Genomic DNA, 26513 nt, shown 5'->3' with positions numbered 1-26513 from the left:
GCGTTGGCGGCCCTCAGCGTCGGTCGGTTGTGCACAGGTCGATGTCTGAGGACTCGTGCGGAGGCGTCGCAGCGGTACTCTCTCCTGGTGTGTGCGTGCCGGTGCCCAGTGACTCCGAGTCGCTGGGCACCGCCTTCTTTGCGGGTGCGGGTATGAAGGAGCAGCGGTGAGCCAGCAGCGTCGGGGACTTGGCAAGGGTCTTGGGGCTCTGATCCCCACAGGACCGATCGTCGATCCGTCGCCTCTGGCGAGCGTGCCGTCCACTGCCGGTCTGCCGGCATTCGCATCGAGTGGCGGCGTGGCTGGCGGTGGGGTTGCGGGTGACGGCGGAACGGGCCTGCGCCCGGTGGAAGGCGCGTACTTCCAGGAGATCGAGGTCGGGTCGATCTCTCCCAACCCCCGCCAGCCCCGGGAGGTGTTCGACGAGGATCGTCTCGAAGAACTGTCCGCCTCCATCAAGGAGGTCGGCCTGCTGCAGCCGGTCGTCGTACGGGCGCTGCCGGCCGGCCGCTTCGAGCTCATCATGGGGGAGCGGAGGTGGCGGGCGTCCCAGCTCGCCGGGCTCGACCACATCCCCGCGATCGTCCGCAGCACGCAGGACGACGAGATGCTCCGCGAGGCACTCATCGAGAACCTCCAGCGCGAGCAACTGAACGCACTGGAGGAGGCGGCGGCCTACCAGCAGCTTCTCGACGACTTTGGCGCCACCCATGAGGTGCTCGCGAAGAAGGTCGGGCGCTCCCGCTCACACATCAGCAACACCTTGCGGCTGCTGAACCTCCCGCCGGAGGTTCAGCGCAGGCTGGCGGCCGGGGTCATCAGCGCCGGCCATGCGCGGGCGCTGCTGACGCTCAGCGACCCGGCCGCCCAGGAACGCCTGGCGAGCCGCATCGTGGCAGAAGGGCTGTCGGTCCGGACCGTCGAGGAGATCGTGGCGCTGGGGGAGGCGACCGCGGGTCCGGCTCCCCGCAAGCCGCGGGCGAAGAAGCCGACGGCGCCGGCGCTGCGGGATCTGGCCGACCGGCTCTCCGACCATTTCGAGACGAAGGTGAAGGTCGATCTCGGCAGCAGGAAGGGCCGAATCGTGGTCGAGTTCTCCACCATCGACGACCTGGAGCGGATCATCGACACGATGGCTCCGGACGCCGCCAACGCGATGCGCAGCGCGGGGATCGCCACCGAGTAGTCGCTGGGAGTCGCTGTTTCACGTGAAACATCGCTACCGCCGGCCACGCTGTCGCACTGGACGCCGCTTCTCGCACTGATGCATCGTGCTCGGGCACGGTACTCAGGCACCGTACTCAGGCGCGGTCGATGGGCGAGCGATGGAGGCGCGATGAACGACGAGGCTCCCTTTCGGGTAGGGCTTCGAGTCGACGATGTGAGCGCGGCGGCCGCGTTCTACGAGGGGCTGGGGTTCGAGCGGACCGGCAGGATCTCCAGTCCCGACGGCCGGACAGTCATGGCGATCCTGCGACGCGGCGATCTCCAACTACTCGTCGACGCCCTGACCGGCATGCCGTTTCCCGACAGCGAGCGTGAACGGGGCACGCTGGCCGGTCCGCGAGGGTTGGGCGTGGTCATCGGTATGGCGGTAGACGATGTCAGAGCGGCCGTGGACTACTGCCGAACGGCCGGTTGCGAGGTCACCACTGAGACGGCCGACGCCCCTTGGGGAGAGCGGTACGCCGAGGTTCTCGATCCCTACGGCTACGCATGGAAGTTTTTCACGGTGCTCCCGGATCCGCCCCATGACACCTTGCGCAGCGCCTACGACAGCTGGTTCGGCTGACCTCGTCGCCCCACGCGGCATGCGTGCTCACAGGCACGCGTGCCGCAGCGACGTTCTGTCGCCTGTTTCACGTGAAACAGGCGGGGCGGCTCAGCGGCGAGCCGCGGCGAGTTCCAGGAGCCCCTTGCAGAGGGTGCCCAGATCCCGGTGGGCCGCTTCGGCGGCCATCGGCAGCAGGGAGGTCTCCGTCATGCCGGGGGCGACGTTCACCTCAAGGAAGTACGGCTTGCCGGTGGCGTCGACGATGAGGTCGGTGCGGGAGACGTCACGCAGCCCCAGTGCGGTGTGAGCGGCCACGGCCATCCCCGCGCACGCCTCGGTGGCCTCCGGAGAGAGCCGGGCAGGTGCGAAGAACTCGGTCTGGCCGGCCGTGTACCGGGCGGCGTAGTCGTAGACGCCGCGGTCGGGCACGATCTCCACCGGAGGCAGGGCGACCGGTCCGTCACCCAGATCCACGACGGAGACGGCGACCTCCACGCCCTGCACGTACTGCTCGATCAACGCGGTGTCCCCGTACGCGAAGCAGCCGACCATCGCCGCGGGCAACTCCTCGGCGCTGCGGACGATCGACGCGCCGAGCGCGGACCCTCCACGTGAGGGCTTCACGAACAGCGGCAGCCCGAGGCGGTCGACGATACGGGCGAGCACCGCCGTGGCGCCGAGGTCGTGGAACGTCTCCTTGGGCAGCGCCACCGAGTCGGGGGTGTTGAGCCCCCAGGATCGGACGACCGCCTTGGCGGTGGGCTTGTCGAAGGCGACCCGGCAGGCGTCCGGCGTCGCACCGACGTAGGGCACGTCGAGCAGTTCCAGGACGGACCGGATCGCCCCGTCCTCCCCGGCGCCGCCGTGCAGGGTGACGAACACCGCGTCCGGCGGGTCCGACAACACGGCGGGCACGAGGGTGGCGTCGGTGTCGCGCGTCTCCACGTCCACACCGGCCGCCCGCAGCACCTCCGCCACCCGGCGACCGGAGCGCAGGGAGACCTCACGCTCGTAGGAGAGCCCTCCGGCGAGGACGAGCACGTGACTCAGATCGCTCATGCCGTCTCACCACCGATGCGGGCGAACACGCCGCTGGGCTGGGTCAGGTCATTTCCCCGCGCACGCGGGCCGAGCCCTTCAGCAGGGCCGGCCGTGGCCGCCGTGCGGCTCTCGGAGGTACGACCCCCGATCCACCGGTGATCGGCGTTGCCCGGCCCGGGGCGCGTTCCCCTCCGCGGAGGTGCGGGGGGCGATCCTGCGGTCATCGTTCGCTCGCTCACGAAGAGGGCCTTTCTCGCGTCGAGGAGTCGGTACGGCCAGCCTGAACAGGCTAGTGCCCCTCCTGGCGGTCGTCGTCCAGGCCCGGCCACGAGGGGAGAGGCGGGAGGCTGCGACGTCCCAGTAGGAGAGGCTACGCCGGTTCAGACTGGGCCGTACCCACACCTGAGCGAGGCGGGCCAGACACTCCCTAGGCGAGGTCCGGGCCGGGGGTGTCCACGCCTCCCTGCCGCGGTATGGAACCGGTGCCGAACGTGTCCCGCATCCTGAGCTCCTGCTCGATGACCCCGGCGAGGCGGCGTACGCCCTCCTTGATGCGGTCCGGCTCCGGGTAGCAGAACGACAGCCGCATGTTCCGCGTGCCGCCGCCGTCGGAGTAGAAACCGGTGCCGGGCACGAAGGCGACCCGTTCGGCGATGGCCCGGGGGAGGAGAGCCTTCGAGTTGAGTCCCTCGGGCAGCGTCATCCAGACGAAGAACCCGCCGGCCGGGCGGGTCCACGTGCAACCGGGCGGCATGAACACCTCGAGCGCGTTGAGCATCGCGTCGCGCCGCTCGCGGTACAGCTCCCGGAACGTCTTGATCTGCTCCCGCCACGGCTGGGTCGTGAGGTACTGCCCCACGGCGAGCTGGGTGAACGTAGAGTGCGACAGCACCGCCGACTCCATGGCGAGGACCAGCTTGTCGCGGATCGCGTGAGGCGCGACGGCCCAGCCGACGCGGAAGCCCGGGGCCAGGGTCTTGGAGAACGAGCCGAGGTAGACGACACCGTCGGGATCGTCGGCCCGCAGCGCCCGCATCGGCTCACCGTCGAACCCGAGCAGGCCGTACGGGTTGTCCTCGACGACGAGCACGCCGGTCCGGCGGCAGATCTCCAGCACCTGGCGGCGGCGCACCTCGTTCAGTGTCACACCGGCGGGATTCTGGAAGGTCGGGATCGTGTAGAGGAACTTGATCCGGTTCCCCGCCGCCTGAAGGGCGTAGATGGTCTGCGCGAGCGCCTCGGGAATCAGCCCCTGGTCGTCCATCGCGATGTGGACGACCTTCGCCTGGTACGCCGCGAACGTGCCGAGCGCCCCGGCATAGGACGGCCCTTCGGCGAGCACGACGTCACCGGGGTCGATGAAGATGCGGGTGATGAGGTCGAGCGCCTGCTGGGAGCCGACGGTGACCATGATGTCGTCGGGACCGGCTTCGATGCCCTCAAGGCGCATGACCTCGCAGATCTGCTCCCGCAGGGCGGGGTCGCCCTGGCCGCCGCCGTACTGCAGAGCGACGGAACCGCGGGTGGCGACGAGATCGGCGACGAGATCGCCCACCACGTCGAGGGGAAGGGCCGTGATGTACGGCATGCCGCTGCCGAGCGAGACCACCTCGGGCCTCGAGGCGACGGCGAAGAGAGCTCGGATCTCGGAGGCGACCATCCCGGCGGCCCGGGCGGCGTACCTGTCGACGTAGGCGTCAATGCGCGACCCGTGGGCCGCGTTCGTCCGACCGTGATCAAGCTCATGCGTCACGGTCCACCTCCGATCACTTAGCCGAGAAATCCAGAGTACGGTAACGCGCCACGCTGCTCACAACAGGGTATTGACCATCACAGACCCCTTTTCCTGCATTCCTGCCTCATTGGTTTCACCGTGAGGGCGACGTAAACGGTCGGCTGTGGCTCTTGTGGCGTACGCGCTCCGGCCCTGCCGCTGAGTTACGATGCGTGCAGTAGACGCCGTATTCGCGCGCTTTTCTGGCGGGACCGCTAGCGGGGATTGGGGCATCACGTGTCGCGTCGGCTGGTCAATGTCACCCTCGACAACCTTGACGACCTGCCGCGCCGGTGCCGGCGATGTGTGTTCTGGGAGCTCGACCCCGTGAGCGGGGAGCGAGCGGTGGAGGCGGGCGACCCGGGGCTGGAGAAGGAGGCCTGGATCTCCGCGACCCTCCTCGAATGGGGGAGCTGCGGGAAGATCGCCTACGTCGACGGCGTGGCGGCCGGCTTCGTGCTCTACGCCCCGCCGCTGTACGTCCCCCGATCGGTGGCGTTCCCGACCTCTCCGGTCAGCTCCGACGCGGTGCTGCTGATGACCGCGCACATCGTGCCGGAGTTCTCCGGAGGCGGGCTCGGCCGGATGCTCGTGCAGGGCGTCGCGAAGGACCTGACCCGCCGTGGCGTACGAGCCATAGAAGCCTTCGGCGACCTCAAGTGGGAGCAGCCCGGCTGCCTGCTGCCGGCGGACTATCTGCTGTCGGTCGGATTCAAGACCGTACGCCCGCACCTGCGCTTCCCCCGGCTCCGTCTGGAGCTCAAGACCGCCGTCTCGTGGCGTGAGGACGTCGAGGTGGCGCTGGAGCGCCTACTCGGCTCCATGTCCCCGGAGCGGGCGCTGCGGCCCGTCTGAGGCGATCTCAGGGCCCCACACGATCTCAGGCTCCACGCGAGTGCCCGAGCGATCTCACGACACAGCGGAGCCCCCAGCGCGGTCGCGCGGGGGGCTCCTGTCCGGCTCGATCGGGGCGCGTCAGAGTACGCCCTCCAGCTCGCGCAGCAGCATGGCCTTCGGCTTGGCGCCGATGATCTGCTTGACGACCTCGCCGCCCTTGTAGACGTTCATCGTCGGGATCTGCAGCACGCCGTAGTCGCGCGGCGTGACCGGGTTCTCGTCGATGTTCAGCTTGACGATGGTCAGCCTGTCCGCGTTCTCGGTCGCGATCTCCTCGAGGATGGGCCCGACCTGGCGGCACGGACCGCACCACTCGGCCCAGAAGTCGACGAGAACCGGCTTGTCGCTCTTGAGGACCTCGGCCTCGAAGCTCGCGTCCGTCACGCTCTTGATGGCGCCCAAGGTAACTCTCCCCTTGTGTCTGGTGTGGTGGGTGCAACCGCGGGAACGGTCACCGCATTCCCGCGGTCGCCCGGAAACGGTCTCAGGCGTTCAGCGTCAGCCAGCGCTCGGCGTCGAGCGCCGCGGCGCATCCGGTCCCGGAGGCCGTGATCGCCTGGCGGTAGATGTGGTCGACGACGTCGCCCGCCGCGAACACCCCGTCGAGGTTGGTCCTGGTCGTGGGCGACTGCACGAGGACGTAGCCCTCGTCGTCGAGATCGATCTGGCCCTTCAGCAGTTCCGTGCGCGGCTCGTGTCCGATGGCGATGAACAGCCCCCCGACCGGCAGATCGGTCTCCTCGCCGGTCTTGAGGTTGCGCACGCGCACGCCGGAGATCCGGTCCTCACCGAGCACGTCGACGACCTCGCTGTCCCAGACGAAGCGGATCTTGTCGTTGGCGAACGCCCGGTCCTGCATGATCTTGCTGGCGCGCAGCGTGTCCCTGCGGTGGATCACGGTGACGGTACGGGCGAACCGGGTCAGGAAGATGGCCTCCTCCATCGCCGTGTCGCCGCCGCCGACGACCACGATCTCCTGGTCGCGGAAGAAGAACCCGTCACAGGTCGCACACCAGGACACGCCCCGGCCGGACAGCCGCTTCTCGTTCTCCAGGCCCAGCTCGCGGTAGCGCGAGCCGGTGGCGATGATCACGGACTTGGCCAGGTAGGTGTCGGTGTAGGTCTTGACGACCTTGGGGTCGGCCTCCAGGTCGACCTCGACGACGTCGTCCGCCACCAGCTCGGCGCCGAAGCGCTCGGCCTGCTTGCGGAAGTTGTCCATCAGGTCCGGACCCATGATCCCGTCGGGGAACCCGGGGAAGTTCTCCACGTCGGTGGTGTTCATCAACGCACCACCTGCGGTGACCGAGCCCTCGAAGACGAGCGGCCGCAGGTCCGCCCGCGCGGCATACACGGCCGCCGTGTAGCCGGCGGGGCCCGATCCGATGATGATCACGTTACGGACGTCGCTCAACGGACTCGCCTTCCGATCCCGGTGTGATGTGCAGTCGCGTCAACAGATCCTAGGCCCCGGCGATTCCCGCGGCCGACCCCCGGCACCCGAGGACTCCTGACGCGTCTGGGGCACCCGGACATCGCGAAGCCCCCCGGAGGTCGCGGGGGGCTTCGTCACTGCCGATGGTACGGCTCGCGCCGTACCACGTACGCCGCCGGGTGAGCCCCGGAGCGGCGTCGGGTCACCTCCAGCTGGCCAGACCCTCCGGCCGCAGGCGGCGGCACTCGGAGTCCACGACGACCACCCGTACGGCGTTGATGTTCTTGTCCTCCCAGAACGCCATGATCGTGGCCTCGTTGCCGTTGTACAGGGCCTTGTCGACCCCGATCGGCGTGCGGTCGAGCTCGGTGGAGAACTGCTTGACGCAGCTGTCGAGACCCTCGTCGCTCGTGGACGCGCCGTCCACGCCGGGGCCGACGCCGAAGTAGCCCAGCAGCGGCCCGCGCAGCTCCCGGCTGGTGTAGTTGTGGCCGCTGGCGTAGGTCGAGTAGGTCAGCGCCTGCGCGCGGGTCTTCTCCGGGCTCTGGCTCGCGTCGCCCTGGCTCAACGCCGACTGGGGCTGCGCGCCGCCGGACCAGAGCAGGCCGGTGGCGGCGACCCCGCTCCCGATGACCGCGACCGCCGCGGCGGCGGCCACCGCGGGCATCGCCCACGCGCGCCGTCTGGCGGACTTACGGCCCCCCGTACGCGTCCCGGTGCGGCGCCCGGCCGGCGTGATCGTCCCGTCGCCGGACACGACGCCCAGCGGACCCGTCGCCGCGGCGACCGGCGCGAGCTCGGGTTCCGGCTCCGGCGTAGGCTCCGGCGCGGGTACGAGCCCCGGCTGCGGCGCCCCGGCAGGGACGATGGATTCGACCGGAGTCTCGACGGTCTCCCACGGCGCGTTCTCCCAGGGGGAGTCCCGCATGACGCGGTCCCAGTCCGGGGCCTCGGCGGCGAGCGCGCGGTCGATGCGCTTGGCGACGCCCAGAGGCATCGCCGGCACCGGCACGGCCGCCAGGACCTCGCGGACCGCGGCCAGGTCGGCGAGGCTCTCCCCGCAGGGGTCGCAGACCGCGAGGTGCTCGCGGACCCGCCGTGCCGTGGTTTCGTCGAGGAGACCCTCCGCCAGTTCGGCGAGAATCTCCAGGTCGTAGTGCGTGTCACCCGTCACGAAGTTCTGCTCCCTTCCCGGATGAGACGCGAGTCAGGTCTGATCGGTTCCGTAGATGCGAAAGAATCGGGGCGAGTTTGGCGCGGCCCCGGGCGCAGCGGCTTTTCACCGTTCCGGGCGGGACGCCCAGGACCGCGGCGGCGTCGTCCACCGCGTAGCCCATCATGTCGACGAGCACGAGGGCGGCCCGCTGGTCGGGCGGCAGCAGCTTGAGCGCCGCCGTCACCTCCAGGGACACCTCCCGCTCGCCCGACTGGTCGGTGGCCGGAGACTCCCGCTCGGCGGCCTCGATGAGTTCGTCGTCGGCGACGGGCCGCACCGACTTGCGGCGCATGCGGTCGAGGCAGGCGTTCACCACGATACGGTGCAGCCACGTCGTGACCGCCGCCTCGCCGCGGAAGCTGTCCGCCTTCCGGTACGCCGAGACGAAGGCGTCCTGCACCGCGTCGGCGGCCTCGTCGGGATCGCCCAGCGTACGCAGGGCGACCGCCCACATCCGGTCGCGGTGCCGCCTGACGATCTCACTGAACGCGTGCGGATCGCCGCCCAGATGGCGCGTCAGCAGATCGGCGTCGGACACGGCGCGTTGCGCGTGCTCAGCCGTCGGGGGTGTGTCTGGTGGGGAGTTCACAGGTCCCTGCTATGCCGGTCCGGGGGAGTGCACCGTTACTTCGTAGATGGTGCCACGATACTTCCCGGCATAGGGCGGAAGCCGGGTGAACCAGATCAAAACGTACTGACCTGTGGTGGCCTTGCTCGGCGTGAGCGTGACCGTGCCAGAGGCGCCCTTCGCCTCGGCGAGCGTCCTCAGCGAGCCGAGATCCGCCGCGTCGCCCACCTTGAGCTGCACGGTCGCCCCGGCGGCGTCGCCCAGAGAGACGGCCACGTCGGCGATCGGGACCGGCTTGCCCATGTCGAGGATGAGCCCCACCCCGTCCTTGAGCCCGCCCAGGTCCGCGCCGAGGTAGCTGTCGGTGTGCCACTCCGTGGACGGCTTGCCGTCGACGGCGAGCCCGGCGATCTCCGGCTTCTCCGCGCGGTCGGAGCCCAGGGGGTCGAACCCGGTCGCGCTCACCGGTTTGACGGCGACCGGCTTGGCCGTGGGCGACGGCGAATCGGCGACGTCCGGCTGCGTGACCCGCGGGGCGTTGCCGAGGTTCTTCCCCACCGTCCAGGCGCCGACCCCGACGGCCGCCATCACGAGCAGCACGATGACGGTCAGCAGGATCTTGCTCGCCGCGCCGGTCTGCGGACGCGGCGGCGGCGGATGCGCCATCGGCTTCTGCGGCGGCCTCGTGGTCACGCCCAGGCCCAGGCCGTCGGGCGCCTCGGAGCGCAGGTTCAGCGCGGGCGGGGCGGTGGTGACCGGGACGGGCGTGGGACGCGGCACCTCGGAGAGGGCCTCGGCCACCTCGGCCGGGGTGGCCAGCGGAGGCTGTCCCCGCCTCGGCTCCTGCAGCAGGGCGCGGCAGGTGATGGCGTCGAGATAACCGGGCACGCCGGCGGTGACCTGGCGGGGGGTGCAGACCTTGCCGTCGTCGAGGGGCGCGGAGGGCAGGCCGCAGTCGGAGTCGCCCGGCCAGTGGCCGGTCAGCGCGGCGTACAGCAGACGGCCCAGCCCCTCGGCGTCCTCCCGGGCGGGTTCCTCGCTGTGGAGATCGAGGATCGCGGCGTCGACGGCGAGGCCCAGGAGCTTGACCGTTCCCCCGCTCGTCCAGACCAGGCGGCCGGGGGTGAGATGCAGGTGGGTGAGTCCCGCCGCGTGGGCGTGCGCCAGCGCCTCGGCGGCCTCGGCCACGAGGGCGGCGCCGCGCTCGGCCTCGACCGGGCCGCTCTCCAGCAGGTCGAGCAGCGAGTCGCCGCTGACCCACTCGCTCACGACGTACGCGGTGCCGTCCTCGTCGGCCGCGTCGAAGACCTGGGTGAGGCGCGGGTCGGTCAGCCGGCTCGCCAGGCGGGCGGCCGTGACGACCTCCGCGACCCGGGGGAAGTCCGGCGCGAACGTGTGGACGGCGACCGGGCGGGCGAGGATCTCGTCCAGCGCCTTCCACAGGGTCGCGCCCGCGGACTCGTGGACCCGGTCCTCCAGGCGGAACCGGTCCGCCAGCCGGGTCCCCGGTTCGACCGTGGACATGCTCATGCGGCCGCCCCGCTCCGCGGCCCGTCGGCATGCATCAGCCGATGCCGGGTGGTTCCGCCCACGCCTTCCCGCTTCCGCTCGCCGATCACAACTCCAGGTCGCGCCCCCGAGATCTCGTGCCTGCCGCGGCACCGGACGGAGCACCGCCGGGCCGGATTCCTCCGGTAGGGCAAGATCCGCGGGACGTTTCGCTGGAAGGTGTATCAAAAGTGATGCCCTGCCGCGCTGAATCCCACCGGATTCCCGCTCGCAACGGGCGCCGCTTCCTCAACACTCCCTGGCGCACCATGCTAGTGCCGTGCCGCTTGTGCCCGCCTTCCCGATGGAAGACGTCCGAATCGGACTTCTGGGTTACCTTCGAGTTGCCGCTTGGTCGTGAGAACTCCTACCGTCCTACCCTGCCCGCCACGAGTCCAATGATGGAGCGGACCTCGGGAACCCGCAGCCGGTGCGCGGCCAGCAGGTAGAGGATCAGGCCGGCTCCGCCGCCCACGGCGAGCACGACGGCCGAGCTCACCGGCGTGATCGTGGTGAGCTCCCGGGCCAGCCACAGCACCGCCAGCGCGAGCGCGGCCGAGGGGATCGCCGCCGCGTACATCCGGCCCAGGCCGGCGGTGACCTCCCGGCCGGAGAGTCCGCCGATCTTCCGGCTGGCCAGCGACCACGCGACGCCGCAGAGCACGATGTACGTGGCCAGGTAGGCGAAGGCCATGCCGATGACCACGTACCGGTCGGGCAGCGTGAAGTACGCGACCAGGCTGAGCGTCGCGTTGATGGCCACGTTCACCGCCGCCATGATCGCGGGGGTGCGGGTGTCGCCGAAGCTGTAGAAGACCCGCAGCAGGAGCTGGAAGATCGAGAACGGCACGAGCGCGACGCCGAACACCTGCAGGACATGGCCGATGTAGATCGCGTTCGCCGCCGTCATGTGGCCCCACGAGAAGATCAGTGTGGTGACCGCCGGCCCGAGCACCATCAGCAGCAGGCCCGCCGGGACGATGACGGACGAGACCAACCGCACCGCCGAGGCGAACTCCGTGCGCACCTCGTCCAGCCTGCCCTCGGCGACGGACCGGCTCATCTTCGGCAGCATCGCGGTGATCACCGACACCGCGATGATCCCGTACGGGAGCTGGAAAAGCTGGAAGGCGTACGCCCAGGCGCTGTTGCCGGCGCCCGGCGCCCGGTCGCCCGCGCCGGTGGCGAGCTTGGTGGTGACCCAGAACCCGATCTGGGTGATGCCGGTGTAGCCGAACGTCCACACGGCGGCCCTGGCCGCCTCCCCGAGCCCGGTGCCGCGCACGCCGAAGCGGGGGCGGAACCGGAACCCGGCCCGGTGCAACGCGATCACCAGCACGATCGCCTGGGCGACGATGCCGGCCGTGGTGCCGAGGCCGAGGAGCGTGAGGTCGCGCTCGCTCACCTTCTCGATGTCGGACGACCCGACGGCGTAGTAGGCGGCCAGGACGCCCATGACCACGATGTTGTTCAGCACCGGCGCCCACATCGGGGCGGCGAACCTGTCCCGCGTGTTGAGGATCGCCCCCGCCAGCGAGCCGACCCCGAAGAACGCGATCTGCGGCAGCATGTACCTGGCCAGCGTGGCGGCGACCCCCACCTTGTCCTCGGTCCAGTTCGAGGCGGTGTAGAGCTCCATGATCGGCTTGGCCAGCAGCACGCCGAGCAGCGCGACGGCCGTCAGCACCACCACCGCCAGCGTCATCAGCCGCTGTTCGAACGCCTGGCCCCCGTCCGGGTCGCGCTGCTGCGCCCGTACGATCACCGGCACGACCACGCTGCTCAGCACGCCCTGGAGCAACAGGTCGAGCAGGATGTAGGGGATCATGTAGGCCGCGTTGTAGGCGTCGCCGAGGGCGAAGGTGCCGATGGCCGCGGCGAGCATCGCCGTCCGCGCGAAGCCGGTGAGCCGCGAGACCATCGTCCCGGCCGCCATGATCGCGCTGGCTCGCAGCATCCTGCTCATGGGTGTCCTTCGGGTCACGACGGCCGCGTTCGCGGGGCCGCCTCGCTCGGGTGGGCCGGGTCGGGGTCCGCCTACGGTGACTGCGTCCGCTCGGCCGGCACGGCGCCCGGCCGGTCCTCCGGCGGGCCCTCGCCGGCGGTCGTGCCGTCGAACGGGAACGCCCTCCTCGACCTGCGGCGCAGGACCCGCATCACCACGGCCGCGAGCATGATGACCAGGGCCGCCCCCACGATGACGACGGCGATGCCGGTGTAGCCGGTCGCGCGCACCACGACCCGTACGGCGTTGCCGTACTCCACGTCGCCGTCGGTGAGAAGCTGCACCGAGATGCTCGCCTCGCCGCCTCCGCCGCGTACGATCACCGGCACGTTGACGAGCTGGCTCCGGCCGGCGAGGACCCGGGTCGGCTGGGTCACGTAGGTCCCGTCGTCCGCGTCGATCGCGAGGCGGGACTTGCTGCCCGAGGTGACCCGGATCCTGATCTCGATGTCCTGGTCCAGGTTGTTGGCCACGCTGACGGGCACCTGGCCGTTGCTCCCCGCCACCGAGCGCGGGCTGTCGAGCACGGACACGCCGGTGATGCGCTGGTCGATCGTCTCCTTGACCCGCTGCGCGAAGGAGGCGGCCCGCTTGGCGTCACCCCGCCAGGAGGCCGAGGTCAGCCGGAGTATCGCCGCGTGGAAGACGTCGGTGTGCTCCGCCGTGACGGTGGCCACGGCCTCGGCCTTGCGCTCCAGCTTCCGGACGGTCGCGAGGTGGGAGCGGCCCAGCTCCGCCTGGCGGTCGCGCTCGGTGTAGGTCAGGTCGCCCCGCTGGGCCCCGTCCCGTCCCGGCTTCACCGAGTCGAGTGAGGTCATGCTCAGCCAGGGCGCGGATGAGGCGGCCTGGAGGAGGCCGGAGACGAACGCGGGGTCGGGCGTCCACAGGTGCGAGCCGGGCACCGCGACCACGGTGGGCGACGGCGTCTTCGCCGATCCGTCCGGCCCGTCCTGTCCTGTCCTGTTCGGTTGGCCCGACCGGCCCGGCTGGGCGGGCTGCCCGTTCTGCCGCTCGAAGGCGATCATCGCGGTCTCGGCGAGGAACCGCTGCCGCGCCAGCAGCGCCGCGCCGGGAGCCGAGACGTTCCCGCCGAGGACCTCGCTCAGCGTGGGATCGGCGAGCAGCGCGGTCAGCGGCTTGTCCACCACGGAGTAGAGCGTGGCCGCGCCGTCGGGGGTGAGCGGCGTGGGGGTGATCGCCGAGGTGATCGCCGCCGGGTCGTCCTGCGCCGCGGCCCTGACCGGCAGCGCGTCCGCGGACAACAGGACGGACGTCACGCCCGAGATGGCCAGTTCGTCAAGGGTGTCCCGGTCGATCCGGCCACCGGCCGGCCAGGCCGTGGTGCCGTGGATCTCCCGGCCGAGCACCTCGCTCGCGAGTGCGGCCCCGCGCTGGACCGACGCCGCGGCCTGCTTGTCGAGGCCGTGGTGGACCAGCGCGGTCATGTCCGGATCGGCGTACGGCGTGGCCACGACGGGTTTGCCGGTCAGCGCGCCGCGCAGGCCGTTCAGCCACTGGCCCGCGGCCCGGTCGGCCTCCTTGCGCACGCCGCGTACGATCCGCGCGCCGGAGGACAGGACGCGGACGTCGTCGAGCAGGGCGGGGTCGACGAACCAGGTGACCTTGTCCCCGGTGTCCTGGGCGGTCTGGAGCAGCGCCGCCAGGCGGCCGGACGCGAGCGACGCGGACAGGTCGTCGTCCATGAACGTCGCGTCGTCGGCGCGGTGCGGCCGGTCCACCAGGGGAAGGGCGAGCGCCAGCTTCACCTTGGGGATCTGCTCGCCCTTCGGGGCGTACGTCAGGAAGGTGCGCTCGATCGCGATCCGCTGACCGGTCGCCGCGTCGGTCACCTCGATCGCGAGCGGATAGACGCCCGGCCGGGACATCCCCAGCTCCTGGGGCGTCACGGTGAACCGGAAGGGCAGCTTGCCCGCCTGGTCGAGCGGCGTGGCCTGGAGCCTCGTGCTCCAGTTGGAGGGGACGTATCCCTGTTCGGACAGGTAGGCCGCCATCTCGCCGCGCGAGGTCAGCGGCCGGTTCGGCGCGTAGCGGACCACCACCCGTACGGAGGTTCCCTGAGCGCCCGCGGCGGTCCCCGAGATCGTCACGGGGGCGGCGGCGTCGCGCACGACCTCCGGCGTGATCTCGTTCACGACCAGCGGATCGGCGGGAGCGGCGGCGGCCGCGGCGCGACCCGCGGGTACGGCGGCAGCCGTACCGGCCATGCCCGCGGGGGACGCGAGCAGGGCGGTCAGCAGGGTCAGCAGTGCGGCCTTGCGAATCATGTGCGGGCCAGCGGTGAGGAACGGCGCACGCCCAGAATGCTATGGCCTAAGCGGTCCGCATAGGACTCGCGAGGCTCGCCGCGCCCCTCCGGGGGATCGTCCTGATGTCCACGGCCTTGGCCGCGACCAGGTCGAACAGGTGGATCGCGCGCAGCCGCAACGCGGTGCGGCGCTCGCCGGTCGCGGTGTGGACGACGTCGTCTGGATCGAGGCGGTCCCGCAGCCGCTGGTCCACCAGCACGGTCAGCTCGTCGGGCAGCAGCAGGGGGCAGACCAGCCCGTCGGCGTAGTCGGTCGCCGAGTTCACCGTGTTGGCGGAGGCGGGGCGTACCCTGGGGGTACGCAGGAGGGAGGCCACCGCCGCGGGCCCGGGAGACCGGCCGACCGTGCTCACCACGGCCACCACCTGGGTGCCCGACCGCGCGGTCACCTCGAAAAGCGACACGCACAGGCAGGTCTCGGGGGCCACCCCGAGGACCTCGGGAAGCTCGTCGGAGCATGTCAACGGGCGCGGAAGACGTACGATCTCATGGTGGATCTGGTGGGCGAGGAGCCAGCGGTGAATCGCGAGAGCGTCTTTCATCTCTTGTGCTCCTTGCGTCGTCCAGCGCCCCCGAACCGTCCGTGGCCTGGTGATCGCTAGGCGTGTCTCCCCTGGGTGACACCCGACACCTGGGCCATCGGGGGAGAGTTTCTGTTCCGTGACCGAAGGACCTACCCAGCCTTGTCCGTTTCAAATCTGAGCGACAGCCAGCAGCACGCCGTGAACGAACTGTTCCGCCGCATCGCCCCTGTCGCCGACGAGCTCGGCGAGCTGTTCGCGGCCCGGGGACACGAGCTGGCCCTGGTCGGCGGATCCGTCCGCGACGTCTTCCTGGGCCGCGTGGGCAAGGACCTCGACCTGACGACGGACGCCAGGCCCGACCGGGTGCTGGAGATCGTCAAGGACTGGGCGGACGCCGTCTGGACGATCGGGATCGAGTTCGGCACGGTCGGCGTGCGCAAGGGCGGCTGGCTCCTGGAGATCACCACCTACCGCAGCGAGTCGTACGACCCGGCCTCCCGCAAGCCGGACGTGATGTACGGCGACTCCCTCGACGGCGACCTCGCCCGCCGCGACTTCGCGGTCAACGCGATGGCCGTCCGCCTGCCCGGCCACGAGTTCGCCGACCCGTACGGCGGGCTGCCCGACCTCGCCGCCAAGGTGCTGCGCACGCCCGGCCCCCCCGAGCGGTCGTTCGACGACGACCCGCTGCGGATGCTGCGCGCCGCGCGGTTCGCCGCGCAGCTGGGGTTCGCGGTCGCCCCCGAGGTGGTCGAGGCCATGACCGCGATGGCCGGCCGCATCGAGATCGTCTCGGCCGAGCGCATCCGCGACGAGCTCGACAAGCTGGTCTGCGGCACGCACCCGAGGGCCGGCCTCTCGCTGCTCGTGGACACCGGGCTGGCCGCCCACGTGCTGCCCGAGCTGCCGAAACTGCGGCTGGAGATCGACGAGCACCACCGGCACAAGGACGTCTACGAGCACACGCTGATCGTGCTGGAGCAGGCGATCGGGCTGGAGACCGCCGGGCCGGACCGGGTGCTGCGGTGGGCCGCCCTGCTGCACGACATCGGCAAGCCGAAGACCCGGCGCAACGAGCCGGGCGGCCGGGTGTCGTTCCACCACCACGAGGTGGTCGGGGCGCAGATGACGAAGAAGCGGCTGACCGAGCTCAGGTTCCCCAAGGACGTGATCTCCGACGTGTCCAAGCTCGTGGAGCTGCACCTGCGTTTCCACGGCTACGGCACGGGAGAGTGGACCGACAGCGCCGTCCGCCGCTACGTCCGCGACGCCGGGCACCTGCTGAGCAGCCTGCACAAGCTGACCAGGGCCGACTGCACCACCCGCAACAGGCGCAAGGCGCAGGCCCTGTCGCGCACCTACGACCAGCTGGAGGAGCGCATCGCCCGGCTGGCCGAGGAGGAGGAGCTCGCCAAGATCCGGCCCGAGCTGGACGGCAACGAGATCCAGGAGATCCTCGGGGTGCCGCCCGGCCCGGTCGTCGGCCGGGCCTACAAGCACCTGCTGGAGATCCGCATGGATCACGGACTGATCGGCAAGGAGGCGGCCGGGGAGGCCCTGCGCACCTGGGCCCGCGACAACGGCCTGCTGTCGTAGGTGGACGCGGACGAGGTTCTCCGGCTGGACCGCGCGCACGTGTGGCATCCGTACTCGGCGGTGTCGTCCGGGGTGCCCGTCCACGTGGTCAGGCGTGCCGACGGCGTGCGGATCGTCCTCGACGACGGCCGTGCGCTGATCGACGGCATGGCCTCCTGGTGGGCGGCTGTACACGGCCACAACCACCCCCGGCTCAACCGGGCCGTACGCGAACAGATCGAGGACATGGCGCATGTCATGTTCGGCGGCCTCACCCACGAGCCCGCCGTGCGGCTCGCGGAGCGGCTGGCCGGGATGACCGGGCTCGGCCGGGTCTTCCTCGCCGACTCGGGCTCGGTGGCGGTCGAGGTCGCGATCAAGATGGCGATCCAGTACAGCGGGCGCTCGACGCTGATGACCGTGCGCGGCGGCTACCACGGCGACACGCTCGGCGCGATGTCGGTCTGCGACCCGGTGAGCGGCATGCACCACCTGTTCACCGGCATGCTGCCGCGGCACGTCTTCGCGCCCGCGCCGCCGGACGACTACGGCCGCCGCCCGGTCCGGACGGCTCCGGAACCCGACGAGGCGTACCTGAGGGAGCTCACCGATACCGTCGAGGCGCGTGCGGCGGAGCTGGCCGCGATCATCGTGGAGCCGGTCGTGCAGGGCGCCGGGGGCATGCGCTTCTACCACCCGGCCTACCTTCGGCGGCTGCGCGACCTCGCCGACGAGCACGGCGTCCTGCTGATCGCCGACGAGATCGCCACCGGCTTCGGCCGTACGGGGGAGATGTTCGGCTGCGACCACGCCGGGATCAGGCCGGACATCATGTGCGTCGGCAAGGCCCTGACCGGCGGATACGTGACGCTCGCAGCGACCCTGTGCACCGAGCGGGTGGCCGACCGCCTCGGAGTGCTGATGCACGGCCCCACCTACATGGGCAACCCGCTCGCCTGCGCGGTGGCCAGCGCCTCGCTCGACCTGCTGGCCGAGCGCCCGTGGCGGGAGGAGGTCGCCCGCATCGAGGCCGGGCTGCTCGACGGCCTCGCCCCGGCCGTCCACGCCCCGGGCGTACGGGACGTGCGGGTACTGGGCGCCATCGGCGTGATCGAGACGGACGAACCCGTCGACGTCGCGAAGGTTCAGGACACTGTGATGAAGCACGGCGTCTGGCTGCGGCCCTTCGGCCGTCTCATCTACACCATGCCGCCGTACGCCTGCACGCCGGAGGACGTCGCGACGATCACCGCCGCCATGAACGCCGCCGCCGAGGCACTGTGACCCGGCCCCCGGCTCGCCGGCCCCCGGCCCCCGGCTCGCCGGCCCCCGGCCCCCGGCTCGCCGGTCAGCCGGGGCAGGGATCGTCCGGCCGCCTGCCGTCCCCGGCCGTCCGCAGGGCCTCGGCGAAGCTGTCGACGTCGATCTCCCGCGCCTCGATCTCGCCGGTCACCGCTTTTCTCGCGCAGGATCTGAACGTGTCGCTGAACGTGGCGTAGTGGGGCCAGACCGGACGTGACTCGGCCCGGCCCAGCGCGTCGTGGATCGCCGTCGCGAAGTCGCCGAGCTCGGGGGCCGTCATCTCCGATCCGGGTTCGGGGGACGGATCCTCCCGATCCTGGAGCTCGCTGCACGTTCGGGGGCCCTTCTCCTGTGACATGTAGAAGTCGTAGACCTCCTTGATGACGGGCGGGTAGCCGCCGCACGCGAACAGCTGCTTCTGGGCCTCGGCCGACGTGAGGAAGCGGATGAGCCGTACCGCGTCCGGACGTTCCTCCTCGGGCATGGTCGCGCTGATCGCGAGGGCGTAGCCCCCCGTGATCCCCTTGCCGGGCAGGTGGGACACCTCGAACAGCGGAGACCCGTCTCCGGCCCGCATCGACGGGTCGAGCGCCAGACGGGGGAAGGCGAACGGCCAGTTCCGCATGTACCCCACGTCCCCGTCCCGGAAAGCCTGCAGGCTGCTCTCCTCCCGGTACCGGAACAGACAGCCGCGGCCGAGGCGGTCCTGGCACCGGGCCTCGGCGCCGGGGGAGGGCGCCGGGCTGGAGGAGGGGCCGCCCGAGCCGGGTGGCCGGCTCCCGTCCCCCGCGAGGCCGTCGAGGAGCCCGCGCAGGTGGGCGAGCGCGTTCTTCGTCTTCTCGGCGTACTGGTCGAGCACGACCTCGTCGCCCTTGGTGATCTCGGCGCCGGAGGAGAGCACCGCCTCCATGAGGTTGACGGTTCCCCCCTCGTAGTCGTCGAACTGCCCGACGTAGCCGTACGTGCCGGCGTAGCCGGTCCGGCTGCCGTCTCCGACGAGATCCGCCCATGTGGCGGGGAGCGGCAGGCCGGCCTTGCGGAACAACAGCGGCGCGTCTGTGGCCAGGGGCTCGGCGTACTGTCTGCGGTCCACCTGTGCCGCCCGCAGCACCTCCTTCGTGACGTGCGGCCACGCCGCGCCGAACTCCTTCGGGGTGAGCTCGCTCAGGTAGCCGTTCCTCGCGAACTCGGGGATGTAGACGACGTCCAGGAGGAAGATGTCGTAGGTGCAGCGGTGCGACTGGGCCGCGGCGGCCATCTCGGCCCTGGCCTCGTCGGTGGAGTCGGAGATCTCGACGAGATCGTCGGTGCGTTTCGACTTCGCGTTCCACTGCCGGACGAGGTCCCTGCGGAAGCCTCCGGCGCTGACGTCGCTGTTCGCCGCGATCGTGATCCGCCCGTCGGAGTGGCAGGCCGTGTCCCTCCCGGTGTGCAGGAGTTGCAGACTCCCGAGGAGGACGCCCACCGCGAACCCTCCGGCGGCGAGCCGCCTCCGGAAGGGGGGCAGCCGTGACCACCACAGCTCCGCTCGCCGGGTCATCAGGACCACTCCCGTAGTGTGAAGATCGCGTTACGCAGCACGCCCGCCACCGCCTGCGTCCCTGTCCGGGAGGGCTGCCCTCCTCCGATCTCGGCGCAGATCACGCGCTGCTCCGACCCCGGCTTCGCCCCCGGCCCGTGCACCCGCTCCGGCTGCGGGAACCTGCCCCCGCACCCGTTGTGCCCGAGGACGAGGACGTAGAGGTTGCGTATCGAGGGGCTGCGGCTCAGGGCCCGTACGACGTCCTGCTCCGCAGGCCGGGGATCCCTTCCGGTCCCGAACGGTCCTCCGTCCGTGATGACCACCACCGAACGGGCCGGGGGGCCGAACTTCCTTCCCAGCTCCTCGATCGCCGTCCACAGCGGTGCGTCCCGTCCCCGGCTCCGCTCCAGCCGGAAACGCCCGACGAACCTGTCCAGACGGCTCGGCTCGTCCTTGTCGGTGGGATCGCTGACCCTTACGGGACCTTCGTCCTTCTCCCGCCAGAATGTGCTGAGCGACAGCCGGTCGGTCTCGACGAGCGCCTGCCTGATCTCGGGGAGCGCCTCACTCGCGGGAAGGAGCGATCGGGACATCGATCCGGAGACGTCGAGCAGGAACTGCAGGTCGACGGGGTGCAGCCGCCGGGAGATCTCCTTCTTCGCCTGGTCCAGCACGTCATCGCCGCTCTGCTTGGCAGGAGGTGCCGGGCGGCCGAAGAGCGGGTGCTCGTGCGTGAGCCAGGCGGCGAAGCGATCGAGAGCGAGGCGGCTTTCGGCCGTCTCGTCCCGGGAGGCCGGGGCGCCCTCGTCCGGCCAGTCGACGGCGACGAACGGATAGTCGAGGAGGGGCAGACCGGGCGGCCGTTCCTCCGTGAGTCTGGGCTCGTTCTCGCCCATGCCCCGGCAGCCCTCGTCCGTGATCTCCCCGGCGTTGTACTCCCGCACGCTGTGGGCCGGGATGAGCAGGGCATGCTCATTCTTCTCTGCCCTCGTCATCCGTTTGAAGCGGCACAGGAGCGCGTTGACGCTGTCGTCGGAGACCATGCTCCGCACGGTGTCCTCAGGGCGTTCCAGGCCGACCAGGCGTGCGGCCGCCAGCAGACCGGCCGAGGAGAGACCGGGTTGCGGGTAGACCAGGCGCATGCCCAGATCGGTGCGGACCGTCCGCATGACGTCCGCCAGCGCTCTGTCGCCTCTCCGCTCCGGAGGCAGTCTCTCCAGGTCGTCGGCGCGCTCGGCGAGCATCGCGACGACCAGCTGCTCGCCGGCCACACTCGGGCCCGGGCGCAGCGTCGCCGTTCCGCCGGCCATCCTGTCGCAGGGCTGTCCCGAAGGGCTGCTGGTGCTCTGGAGCCGGAGAACGTGCTCCACCTCGGCGGTGCTGGTGGCGATCCAGGCGTCAGGGCGCCTCCCGAAGAGCCTCGGGAACGACTCGTCTCCCCGGCACCAGCCGAGGGTGAAGCCCTTGGCGATATCGGCCGCCGACGGCGCGGGGCCGACCGAGATCCGGTACGGCGGGCAGTCGTCCGAATCGCCGGCATAGGCCGCGACGGCATCGCGCAGCGCGTCGACGTTCTCCGGCGCCGTGATCACGAACAACTCCCGCGGATCCGCGCAGGAGGGTGACGACGCCCACCGCACCAGCATCGACGCGCCCCAGACGCCCAGGACGACGACCACACCGGACGCCACGGACAGATAGGCGATCACGAGCACGGGCAGGGCGCGGCGCAGCGTCCGCAGCGTCTTCGCCGTCCGCGTCCGCTGGGAGAGGGGGGCCAGGATCCAGTCCCGGATCCTCGCGGCGGGCGGGCCGAGCCATCCGGTCAGTCGGGCGAGCACACCCGCCGGCCGCCGGCCCGACAGGAAGAAACCGCCGAGCACGCCGGTCGCCAGCACTCCGACGTACGTCGGGACCGGCAGGTGCTCCAGGAAGGCGTGGTATTCCGTCCAGATGCTGTTCGCCGCGGCCGCGGCGAGCGTCGTGACGAGCGTCTCCCGCGCCGCCGCCACCTTCGGGGGCCGCTCCGGGGGCGTCGCCTCCCCCGGTACGTTCCCTGGCGGCCTGTCGGAGTCGTCTCCTGCGGTCGAGGGGGTCGGGGAGGACATCACAACGGCCTGTTCAGTGATGAGAGGACCGGGAACTGCCGGAATAGTAGCTCTCGGATGATCCGTCAGGGCGTCGTCATGGATATGTCAGGGGCACATCACCTGATCACGCCCGGCCCTTACTCGGGTCGATCGGAGGCGACGGCGGGGTGGCGGGTGGTGGGGGAGGGGAGGACCAGCCGGTAGACCACCGCGCCGAGCAGGTAGCCGACGGCGATCACGGCGAGCGCGGGGTAGGACCTGCCGTCGTGGGGCAGCAGCGCCGCCGCCAGCACCGCGCCGAGGACCGTCATGCCGTTGAACAGCATGTCGTACACGGAGAAGGCGCGGCCGAGATAGGCGTCCTCGACGTCGCGCTGCACGACGGTGTCGGCGCAGATCTTCACGCTCTGTCCCGCGACGCCGATCACGAGCCCGGCGCCGAGGAAACCCCACTCGCGGAACGTCACGCACAGCGCGAACTCCAGGATCCCGCAGGTGACCAGCATGGCCGGGACCCAGGTCTCGATGCGGATCCGTTCGGTGGCCCACGGGGTGACCAGCACCGCGGCGAAGCTCCCGGCGCCGACGGCGCCCAGCACGAGCGCGATGCCCTTCAGCGCGTCGTCGGGGTCGCTGGTGAAGGAGTAGCGGTAGATGAGGACCACCGCCGCCGTCGAGATGCCGAACATGAGGCGGTGGGCGGCCATGCCGGTGAGGGCGGCCGCCGCCGAGCGCCGGTGCGCGACGTGCCGCGCGCCGTCCACCAGCCCGGTCAGCACGTGCCGTACGGCCTCGCGGGCCTGCGGCCGGTCCGGGTCGTACGCGGGGCCGAGCAGGGAGCGCTCCATCGTCCGGGCGATCAGCGCGCTCAGCCCGAAGACGACGCCGGAGCAGACCAGCAGCACCGCCACGCCCCGGTCGTCCGATCCGGCGATCGTGCGGAGCACCATGGCCGCGCCCATCCCGAGGAACGTCGCCACCGTGCCGGAGGTGGGCGTCACCGCGTTGGCCATCATCAGCTGGTCGCCCGGCACGACGTGGGGCAGCGACGCGCCCAGGGCCGCCAGGAAGAAGCGGTTGACCGCGAGCACGCCGAGCGCCGCCACGTAGAAGACGACGTCGGAGGTCCCCGCCAGGACGAGGCAGGCGGCCAGCACCAGCAGCGTCCCGCGCACGAACGGCGCGATAACGAGGATCTGCCGCCGCGACCAGCGGTCGATGAACACCCCGACGAAGGGCCCGAGCACGCTGTACGGCAGGAGCAGCACGGCGAGGCCCGCCGCGATGTCGGCGGCGCTGGCCTGCCGTTCCGGGCTGAAGAACGCGTACCCGCCGACGGCGAGCTGGAAGATCCCGTCCGAGAACTGCGAGACGAGCCTCGTGGCGAAGAGCCGCCGGAAGTTGCGACCCCGCAGGACCACCCGCAGATCGGAGACGTAGGACACGGCGACAGCCTACGCGGACGATCTCCGGGTGGCATCAGGATCAACCCCGATAAAACCCCCTGCCACTGACCGGCGACGGCGTGACACCGTACTCTCTGACGGTGACCTCACCGGAACATGTCGTGCTGGTCGACGTCGAGGGCAACCCGATCGGCACCGCTCCCAAGTCCACCGTCCACGGCGCGGACACTCCGCTGCACCTGGCGTTCTCCAGTTATGTCTTCGACCGGCAGGGCCGGGTGCTGCTGTCGCGGCGGGCGGGTCACAAGCTGACCTGGCCCGACGCGTGGACCAACAGCTGCTGCGGCCATCCGCTGCCCGGGGAGCCGCTGTCGGCGGCGGTGGTCCGCCGCCTGGCGTTCGAGCTCGGACTGATCGTCGAGTCCGTCGACCTGATCCTGCCGCGCTTCGCCTACCGCGCGGTCATGGACAACGGGATGGTCGAGCACGAGCTGTGCCCGGTCTACCGGGCGGTGGTGACGGGAGAGGAGGCCGCGCCCAACGCCGAGGAGGTCGGCGAGGTCCGCTGGGAGCCCTGGGCGAGCTTCGCCGCCGGGGTGACGAGCGGAGAGCTGGACATCTCGCCCTGGGCGCGGGAGCAGGTGCCGCAGCTCGTCGCGCTCGGCCCGGACCCGCTGGCCTGGCCGGTGGCCGACCCGGCGGCCCTGCCGCCGGCCGCGCTCCCTCTCGGCTGAGCCGCCGCCTCCGGACCCGCCGCCACCCATGAGCATGTGAAACCGCCCCGGTCCGTCACGGAACCGGGGCGGGACACGCGGAGAAGAGTCCGTCAGCGCTCGTTCTCGCCCCGGATGAACTTCTCGACGGCCTCGCGGGCGACGTCGTCGGAGTACTGCTCCGGCGGCGACTTCATGAAGTACGACGAGGGCGACAGCAGCGGGCCGCCGATGCCCCGGTCCAGGGCGATCTTGGCCGCGCGGACCGCGTCGATGATGATGCCGGCCGAGTTGGGCGAGTCCCAGACCTCGAGCTTGTACTCCAGGTTCAGCGGGGTGTCGCCGAACGACCTGCCCTCCAGGCGGACGTAGGCCCACTTGCGGTCGTCCAGCCACGGCACGTGGTCCGACGGGCCGATGTGGACGTCGGCCTTCCCCATCTCGTGCGGGATCTGCGAGGTGACCGACTGGGTCTTGGAGATCTTCTTGGACTGGAGGCGGGTGCGCTCCAGCATGTTCATGAAGTCCATGTTCCCGCCGAAGTTGAGCTGGTAGGTGCGCAGCAGCTCCACTCCGCGGTCCTCGAACAGCTTGGCCAGCACGCGGTGCGTGATCGTGGCGCCGACCTGCGACTTGATGTCGTCGCCCACGATCGGCACGCCGGCCTCGGTGAACTTCGCGGCCCACTCGGGGTCGGAGGCGATGAAGACCGGAAGCGCGTTGACGAAGGCCACCTTGGCGTCGATCGCGCACTGCGCGTAGAAGCGGTCGGCCTCCTCCGAGCCCACCGGCAGGTAGGAGACGAGCACGTCCACCCGGGCGTCCTTGAGCGCCTGGACGACGTCGACCGGCTGCTCGTCGGACTCCTCGATGATCTCGCGGTAGTACGTGCCCAGCCCGTCGAAGGTGGGGCCACGCTGCACGGTGACGCCGAGCGGCGGCACGTCGCAGATCTTGATCGTGTTGTTCTCGGAGGCGACGATGGCCTCCGACAGGTCGCGGCCGACCTTCTTGGCGTCCACGTCGAAAGCCGCGACGAACTCCACGTCGCCGACGTGGTACTCACCGAACCGCACGTGCATGAGGCCCGGCACACGGCTGCCCGGATCCGCGTCCCTGTAGTAGTGGACGCCCTGCACCAGCGATGAGGCGCAGTTGCCCACACCGACGATGGCTACGCGCACCGAACCCATAGCACTCGCTCCTTTACCTATCTGCCTCGGGCGTGTCCGCCCTCTGGGTCTCTTCCTGTACGGCCTGCGCGGGACCCGGGGGGTGATCCCCCTCGCCGGGAGCCGACCGGCTCCGTCGTTCCGAGTCGATCAGCTCGTTCAGCCAGCGAACCTCGCGCTCGACCGACTCCAGCCCGTGGCGCTGGAGCTCCAGCGTGTAGCTGTCCAGTCGCTCCCTCGTGCGGGACAGAGCCTCACGGACGCGGTCGAGGCGTTCTTCCAGGCGGCTGCGGCGGCCCTCCAGGATGCGCAGCCGCACTTCGGCTTCCGTGTGGCGGAAGAAGGCGAAGCGGATGCCGAAGCTCTCGTCCTCCCAGGAGGACGGGCCCGATTGGTTGAGCAGCTCCTGCAACCGCTCCTTACCTTCCGCCGTGAGCCGATAGACGATCTTCGACCTGCGGCCGAGAACCGTGTCCTGCGGGGGCTCCTCCTCGACGATGAGCCCGTCGTTGAGCAGGCCCCTGAGGCAGGGATACAGCGAGCCATAGGAGAACGCACGGAACATGCCGAGCAGCGTGTTGAGCCGTTTGCGCAGCTCGTATCCGTGCAGAGGTGTTTCGTGCAGCGACCCCAGGACGGCGAGTTCCAGCACACCTCCACGAGAGCCCGTCACTGGAACCACCTCCTGTGTCCGACTGATGTATCGACTCGATACATCTGCAGGATACGTCGGGGTGTCATATCTGGCAACGGGTCAACAGTTGGGCAAGATTTGGCAAAGGGTCGTAATCTGGCCACATGTGCTCACAGCGATCGGTCGAGGCCCGCGGCTTCGCCAGGCGGGCGGCCGTACGGTCCTTCCGCGCCGATCGCACGCGGGCGCGGGACGTCTGGGACGCCCGCCCTCTCCTCCCACGTGCGGCCCGGCCTCACGCTGAGCCCACGTCTCGCATCTGCCCCACGCACGGGCGAAGGAACGTGACCAACGTCACACCTGCGAACGGAGGCGAACGGGGACGAGCGGCGGAACGGACCAGGGGGAGGACGGAGCGCGCCGCGACGGCCCGGGAATACGGCGAATCCCGGGTCTGCGTGGTGGAGGTCTGCCAAGGTTGTACCTGGAACCACCTGGCGGTGTCGTTCGTCCACGGAACAGCCGATCCCCCGGGCCCTTCCCTGTAGGGCGACCCTCCACCTTCCCAGGAGGAACCCTCCCGGCCTGCCGGCCGACGTCGATCAGTTTCCCGAAGACATCTGACGAGGACGTGTGACTTACAGCAGCTACGGACCGGAATCGTCCGGCCGCCCCGAGGACGCCTCGGGCTCCGGTGGATCATCCCGCCCTGGGCGCCGTCGTCGCTCGCCCCGGGAGTCCGACGAGTACGACGCGTACGGCGAGTACGGCGACCCCGCTCCGCCGCGGCAACCCGGCCGGGGTCGCGCGCCGCAGCCGCCCCCTCCCGGACCGGACCCCCGCCGCCGTGAGGCGGCCTTCGAGGACACGGCGGCCATGGGCGCGGTGCCGCCAGGCGGCCCGCCGCAGGGTCCGCCGCAGGGTCAGGCACGTGGTCAGGCACCGGGCCCACGGGGTCCGATGGGCGGTGGCCGCCCGCCAGGGGGGCACG

At 70.9% G+C, this 26513-nt stretch carries 22 protein-coding genes; 7 read left to right on the top strand and 15 right to left on the bottom strand.

Annotation, left to right across the window (positions count from 1 at the left end):
* The first annotated feature begins 166 nt into the window (after window positions 1-166).
* Both HHX33_RS03490 and HHX33_RS03485 read left to right on the top strand, forming a co-directional pair.
* Window positions 167-1186, top strand: coding sequence for a ParB/RepB/Spo0J family partition protein (locus tag HHX33_RS03490; protein WP_182873249.1), 1020 nt, complete (start codon window positions 167-169; stop codon window positions 1184-1186).
* 150 nt (window positions 1187-1336) lie between these two features.
* Complete coding sequence (locus tag HHX33_RS03485) at window positions 1337-1792, top strand: VOC family protein (protein ID WP_182873248.1); 456 nt, start codon at window positions 1337-1339, stop codon at window positions 1790-1792.
* Window positions 1793-1882: 90 nt separating this feature from the next.
* Here HHX33_RS03485 and HHX33_RS03480 read toward each other — a convergent pair whose 3' ends face one another.
* Both HHX33_RS03480 and HHX33_RS03475 read right to left on the bottom strand, forming a co-directional pair.
* On the bottom strand, window positions 1883-2833 hold the full coding sequence (locus HHX33_RS03480) for a D-alanine--D-alanine ligase family protein (protein WP_182873247.1): 951 nt from the start codon (window positions 2831-2833) through the stop codon (window positions 1883-1885).
* Between the two features lie 409 nt (window positions 2834-3242).
* Window positions 3243-4475 carry a PLP-dependent aminotransferase family protein gene (locus HHX33_RS03475; RefSeq protein WP_111700172.1) on the bottom strand — a complete coding sequence of 411 codons (1233 nt, stop codon included), beginning with the start codon at window positions 4473-4475 and terminating at the stop codon, window positions 3243-3245.
* A gap of 351 nt (window positions 4476-4826) precedes the next feature.
* Here HHX33_RS03475 and HHX33_RS03470 point away from each other — a divergent pair, with 351 nt between their 5' ends.
* A complete protein-coding gene (locus HHX33_RS03470; RefSeq protein ID WP_111700089.1) occupies window positions 4827-5444 on the top strand; it encodes a GNAT family N-acetyltransferase in 618 nt (205 codons plus the stop codon).
* A 120-nt stretch (window positions 5445-5564) separates the two neighbouring features.
* Here the strand turns inward: HHX33_RS03470 and trxA are convergent, their stop codons facing one another.
* The 8 genes from trxA to HHX33_RS03430 all read right to left on the bottom strand — a co-directional run bounded on the left by trxA (window position 5565) and on the right by HHX33_RS03430 (window position 15126).
* Window positions 5565-5888 (bottom strand): thioredoxin, encoded by a 324-nt coding sequence (gene trxA / locus HHX33_RS03465; protein ID WP_111700088.1) that lies wholly within the window; start codon window positions 5886-5888, stop codon window positions 5565-5567.
* An 82-nt stretch (window positions 5889-5970) separates the two neighbouring features.
* Window positions 5971-6900: a thioredoxin-disulfide reductase gene (gene trxB, locus HHX33_RS03460; RefSeq protein ID WP_111700087.1), complete on the bottom strand. Its 930-nt coding sequence runs from the start codon at window positions 6898-6900 to the stop codon at window positions 5971-5973.
* A 223-nt stretch (window positions 6901-7123) separates the two neighbouring features.
* The gene (locus tag HHX33_RS03455; RefSeq protein WP_182873246.1) at window positions 7124-8095 is read right to left on the bottom strand and encodes an anti-sigma factor family protein; all 972 of its coding nucleotides are present in this window, start codon (window positions 8093-8095) and stop codon (window positions 7124-7126) included.
* Window positions 8085-8726, bottom strand: a complete 642-nt coding sequence (gene sigM / locus HHX33_RS03450) for an RNA polymerase sigma factor SigM (protein WP_111700085.1) — start codon at window positions 8724-8726, stop codon at window positions 8085-8087. Before sigM ends, HHX33_RS03455 begins: the two co-directional genes overlap by 11 nt.
* Window positions 8727-8735: 9 nt before the next feature.
* A complete protein-coding gene (locus HHX33_RS03445; protein ID WP_111700084.1) occupies window positions 8736-10235 on the bottom strand; it encodes a protein kinase family protein in 1500 nt (499 codons plus the stop codon).
* 385 nt (window positions 10236-10620) lie between these two features.
* A complete protein-coding gene (murJ, locus tag HHX33_RS03440) occupies window positions 10621-12219 on the bottom strand; it encodes a murein biosynthesis integral membrane protein MurJ (RefSeq protein ID WP_182873245.1) in 1599 nt (532 codons plus the stop codon).
* 71 nt (window positions 12220-12290) lie between these two features.
* Complete coding sequence (locus HHX33_RS03435) at window positions 12291-14543, bottom strand: hypothetical protein (RefSeq protein ID WP_182873244.1); 2253 nt, start codon at window positions 14541-14543, stop codon at window positions 12291-12293.
* A 46-nt stretch (window positions 14544-14589) separates the two neighbouring features.
* Window positions 14590-15126 carry an aminoacyl-tRNA deacylase gene (locus HHX33_RS03430; RefSeq protein WP_182873243.1) on the bottom strand — a complete coding sequence of 179 codons (537 nt, stop codon included), beginning with the start codon at window positions 15124-15126 and terminating at the stop codon, window positions 14590-14592.
* A 180-nt stretch (window positions 15127-15306) separates the two neighbouring features.
* Here HHX33_RS03430 and HHX33_RS03425 point away from each other — a divergent pair, with 180 nt between their 5' ends.
* Both HHX33_RS03425 and HHX33_RS03420 read left to right on the top strand, forming a co-directional pair.
* On the top strand, window positions 15307-16704 hold the full coding sequence (locus tag HHX33_RS03425) for a CCA tRNA nucleotidyltransferase (RefSeq protein ID WP_310741190.1): 1398 nt from the start codon (window positions 15307-15309) through the stop codon (window positions 16702-16704).
* Window positions 16705-17967, top strand: a complete 1263-nt coding sequence (locus HHX33_RS03420; RefSeq protein WP_182873241.1) for an adenosylmethionine--8-amino-7-oxononanoate transaminase — start codon at window positions 16705-16707, stop codon at window positions 17965-17967.
* 64 nt (window positions 17968-18031) lie between these two features.
* On the opposite strand, the gene HHX33_RS03415 is transcribed toward HHX33_RS03420, so the two are convergent.
* From HHX33_RS03415 to HHX33_RS03405, 3 genes are all read right to left on the bottom strand, one after another.
* Window positions 18032-19525, bottom strand: coding sequence for an extracellular solute-binding protein (locus HHX33_RS03415; protein WP_182873240.1), 1494 nt, complete (start codon window positions 19523-19525; stop codon window positions 18032-18034).
* Window positions 19525-21615, bottom strand: coding sequence for a vWA domain-containing protein (locus HHX33_RS03410; protein WP_182873239.1), 2091 nt, complete (start codon window positions 21613-21615; stop codon window positions 19525-19527). Before HHX33_RS03410 ends, HHX33_RS03415 begins: the two co-directional genes overlap by 1 nt.
* Window positions 21616-21734: 119 nt before the next feature.
* Window positions 21735-23042, bottom strand: coding sequence for an MFS transporter (locus HHX33_RS03405; RefSeq protein WP_182873238.1), 1308 nt, complete (start codon window positions 23040-23042; stop codon window positions 21735-21737).
* Window positions 23043-23143: 101 nt separating this feature from the next.
* Here HHX33_RS03405 and idi point away from each other — a divergent pair, with 101 nt between their 5' ends.
* Window positions 23144-23737 carry an isopentenyl-diphosphate Delta-isomerase gene (gene idi / locus HHX33_RS03400; RefSeq protein ID WP_182873237.1) on the top strand — a complete coding sequence of 198 codons (594 nt, stop codon included), beginning with the start codon at window positions 23144-23146 and terminating at the stop codon, window positions 23735-23737.
* 92 nt (window positions 23738-23829) lie between these two features.
* Here idi and HHX33_RS03395 read toward each other — a convergent pair whose 3' ends face one another.
* Together HHX33_RS03395 and HHX33_RS03390 are read right to left on the bottom strand one after the other, a co-directional pair.
* On the bottom strand, window positions 23830-24909 hold the full coding sequence (locus HHX33_RS03395) for an inositol-3-phosphate synthase (RefSeq protein WP_111700075.1): 1080 nt from the start codon (window positions 24907-24909) through the stop codon (window positions 23830-23832).
* A gap of 13 nt (window positions 24910-24922) precedes the next feature.
* Window positions 24923-25561 (bottom strand): PadR family transcriptional regulator, encoded by a 639-nt coding sequence (locus HHX33_RS03390; protein ID WP_111700074.1) that lies wholly within the window; start codon window positions 25559-25561, stop codon window positions 24923-24925.
* A 125-nt stretch (window positions 25562-25686) separates the two neighbouring features.
* Here HHX33_RS03390 and HHX33_RS03385 point away from each other — a divergent pair, with 125 nt between their 5' ends.
* On the top strand, window positions 25687-26070 hold the full coding sequence (locus HHX33_RS03385; RefSeq protein WP_182873236.1) for a DUF5318 family protein: 384 nt from the start codon (window positions 25687-25689) through the stop codon (window positions 26068-26070).
* Window positions 26071-26513 lie beyond the last annotated feature (443 nt).

Origin of the sequence: Microbispora sp. H10670, from assembly GCF_014161385.1 — a bacterium.
GTDB lineage: Bacteria > Actinomycetota > Actinomycetes > Streptosporangiales > Streptosporangiaceae > Microbispora > Microbispora triticiradicis.
Note: the sequence above shows the minus strand (reverse complement) of the source record. Positions and strands in the feature narration are given on the sequence as shown.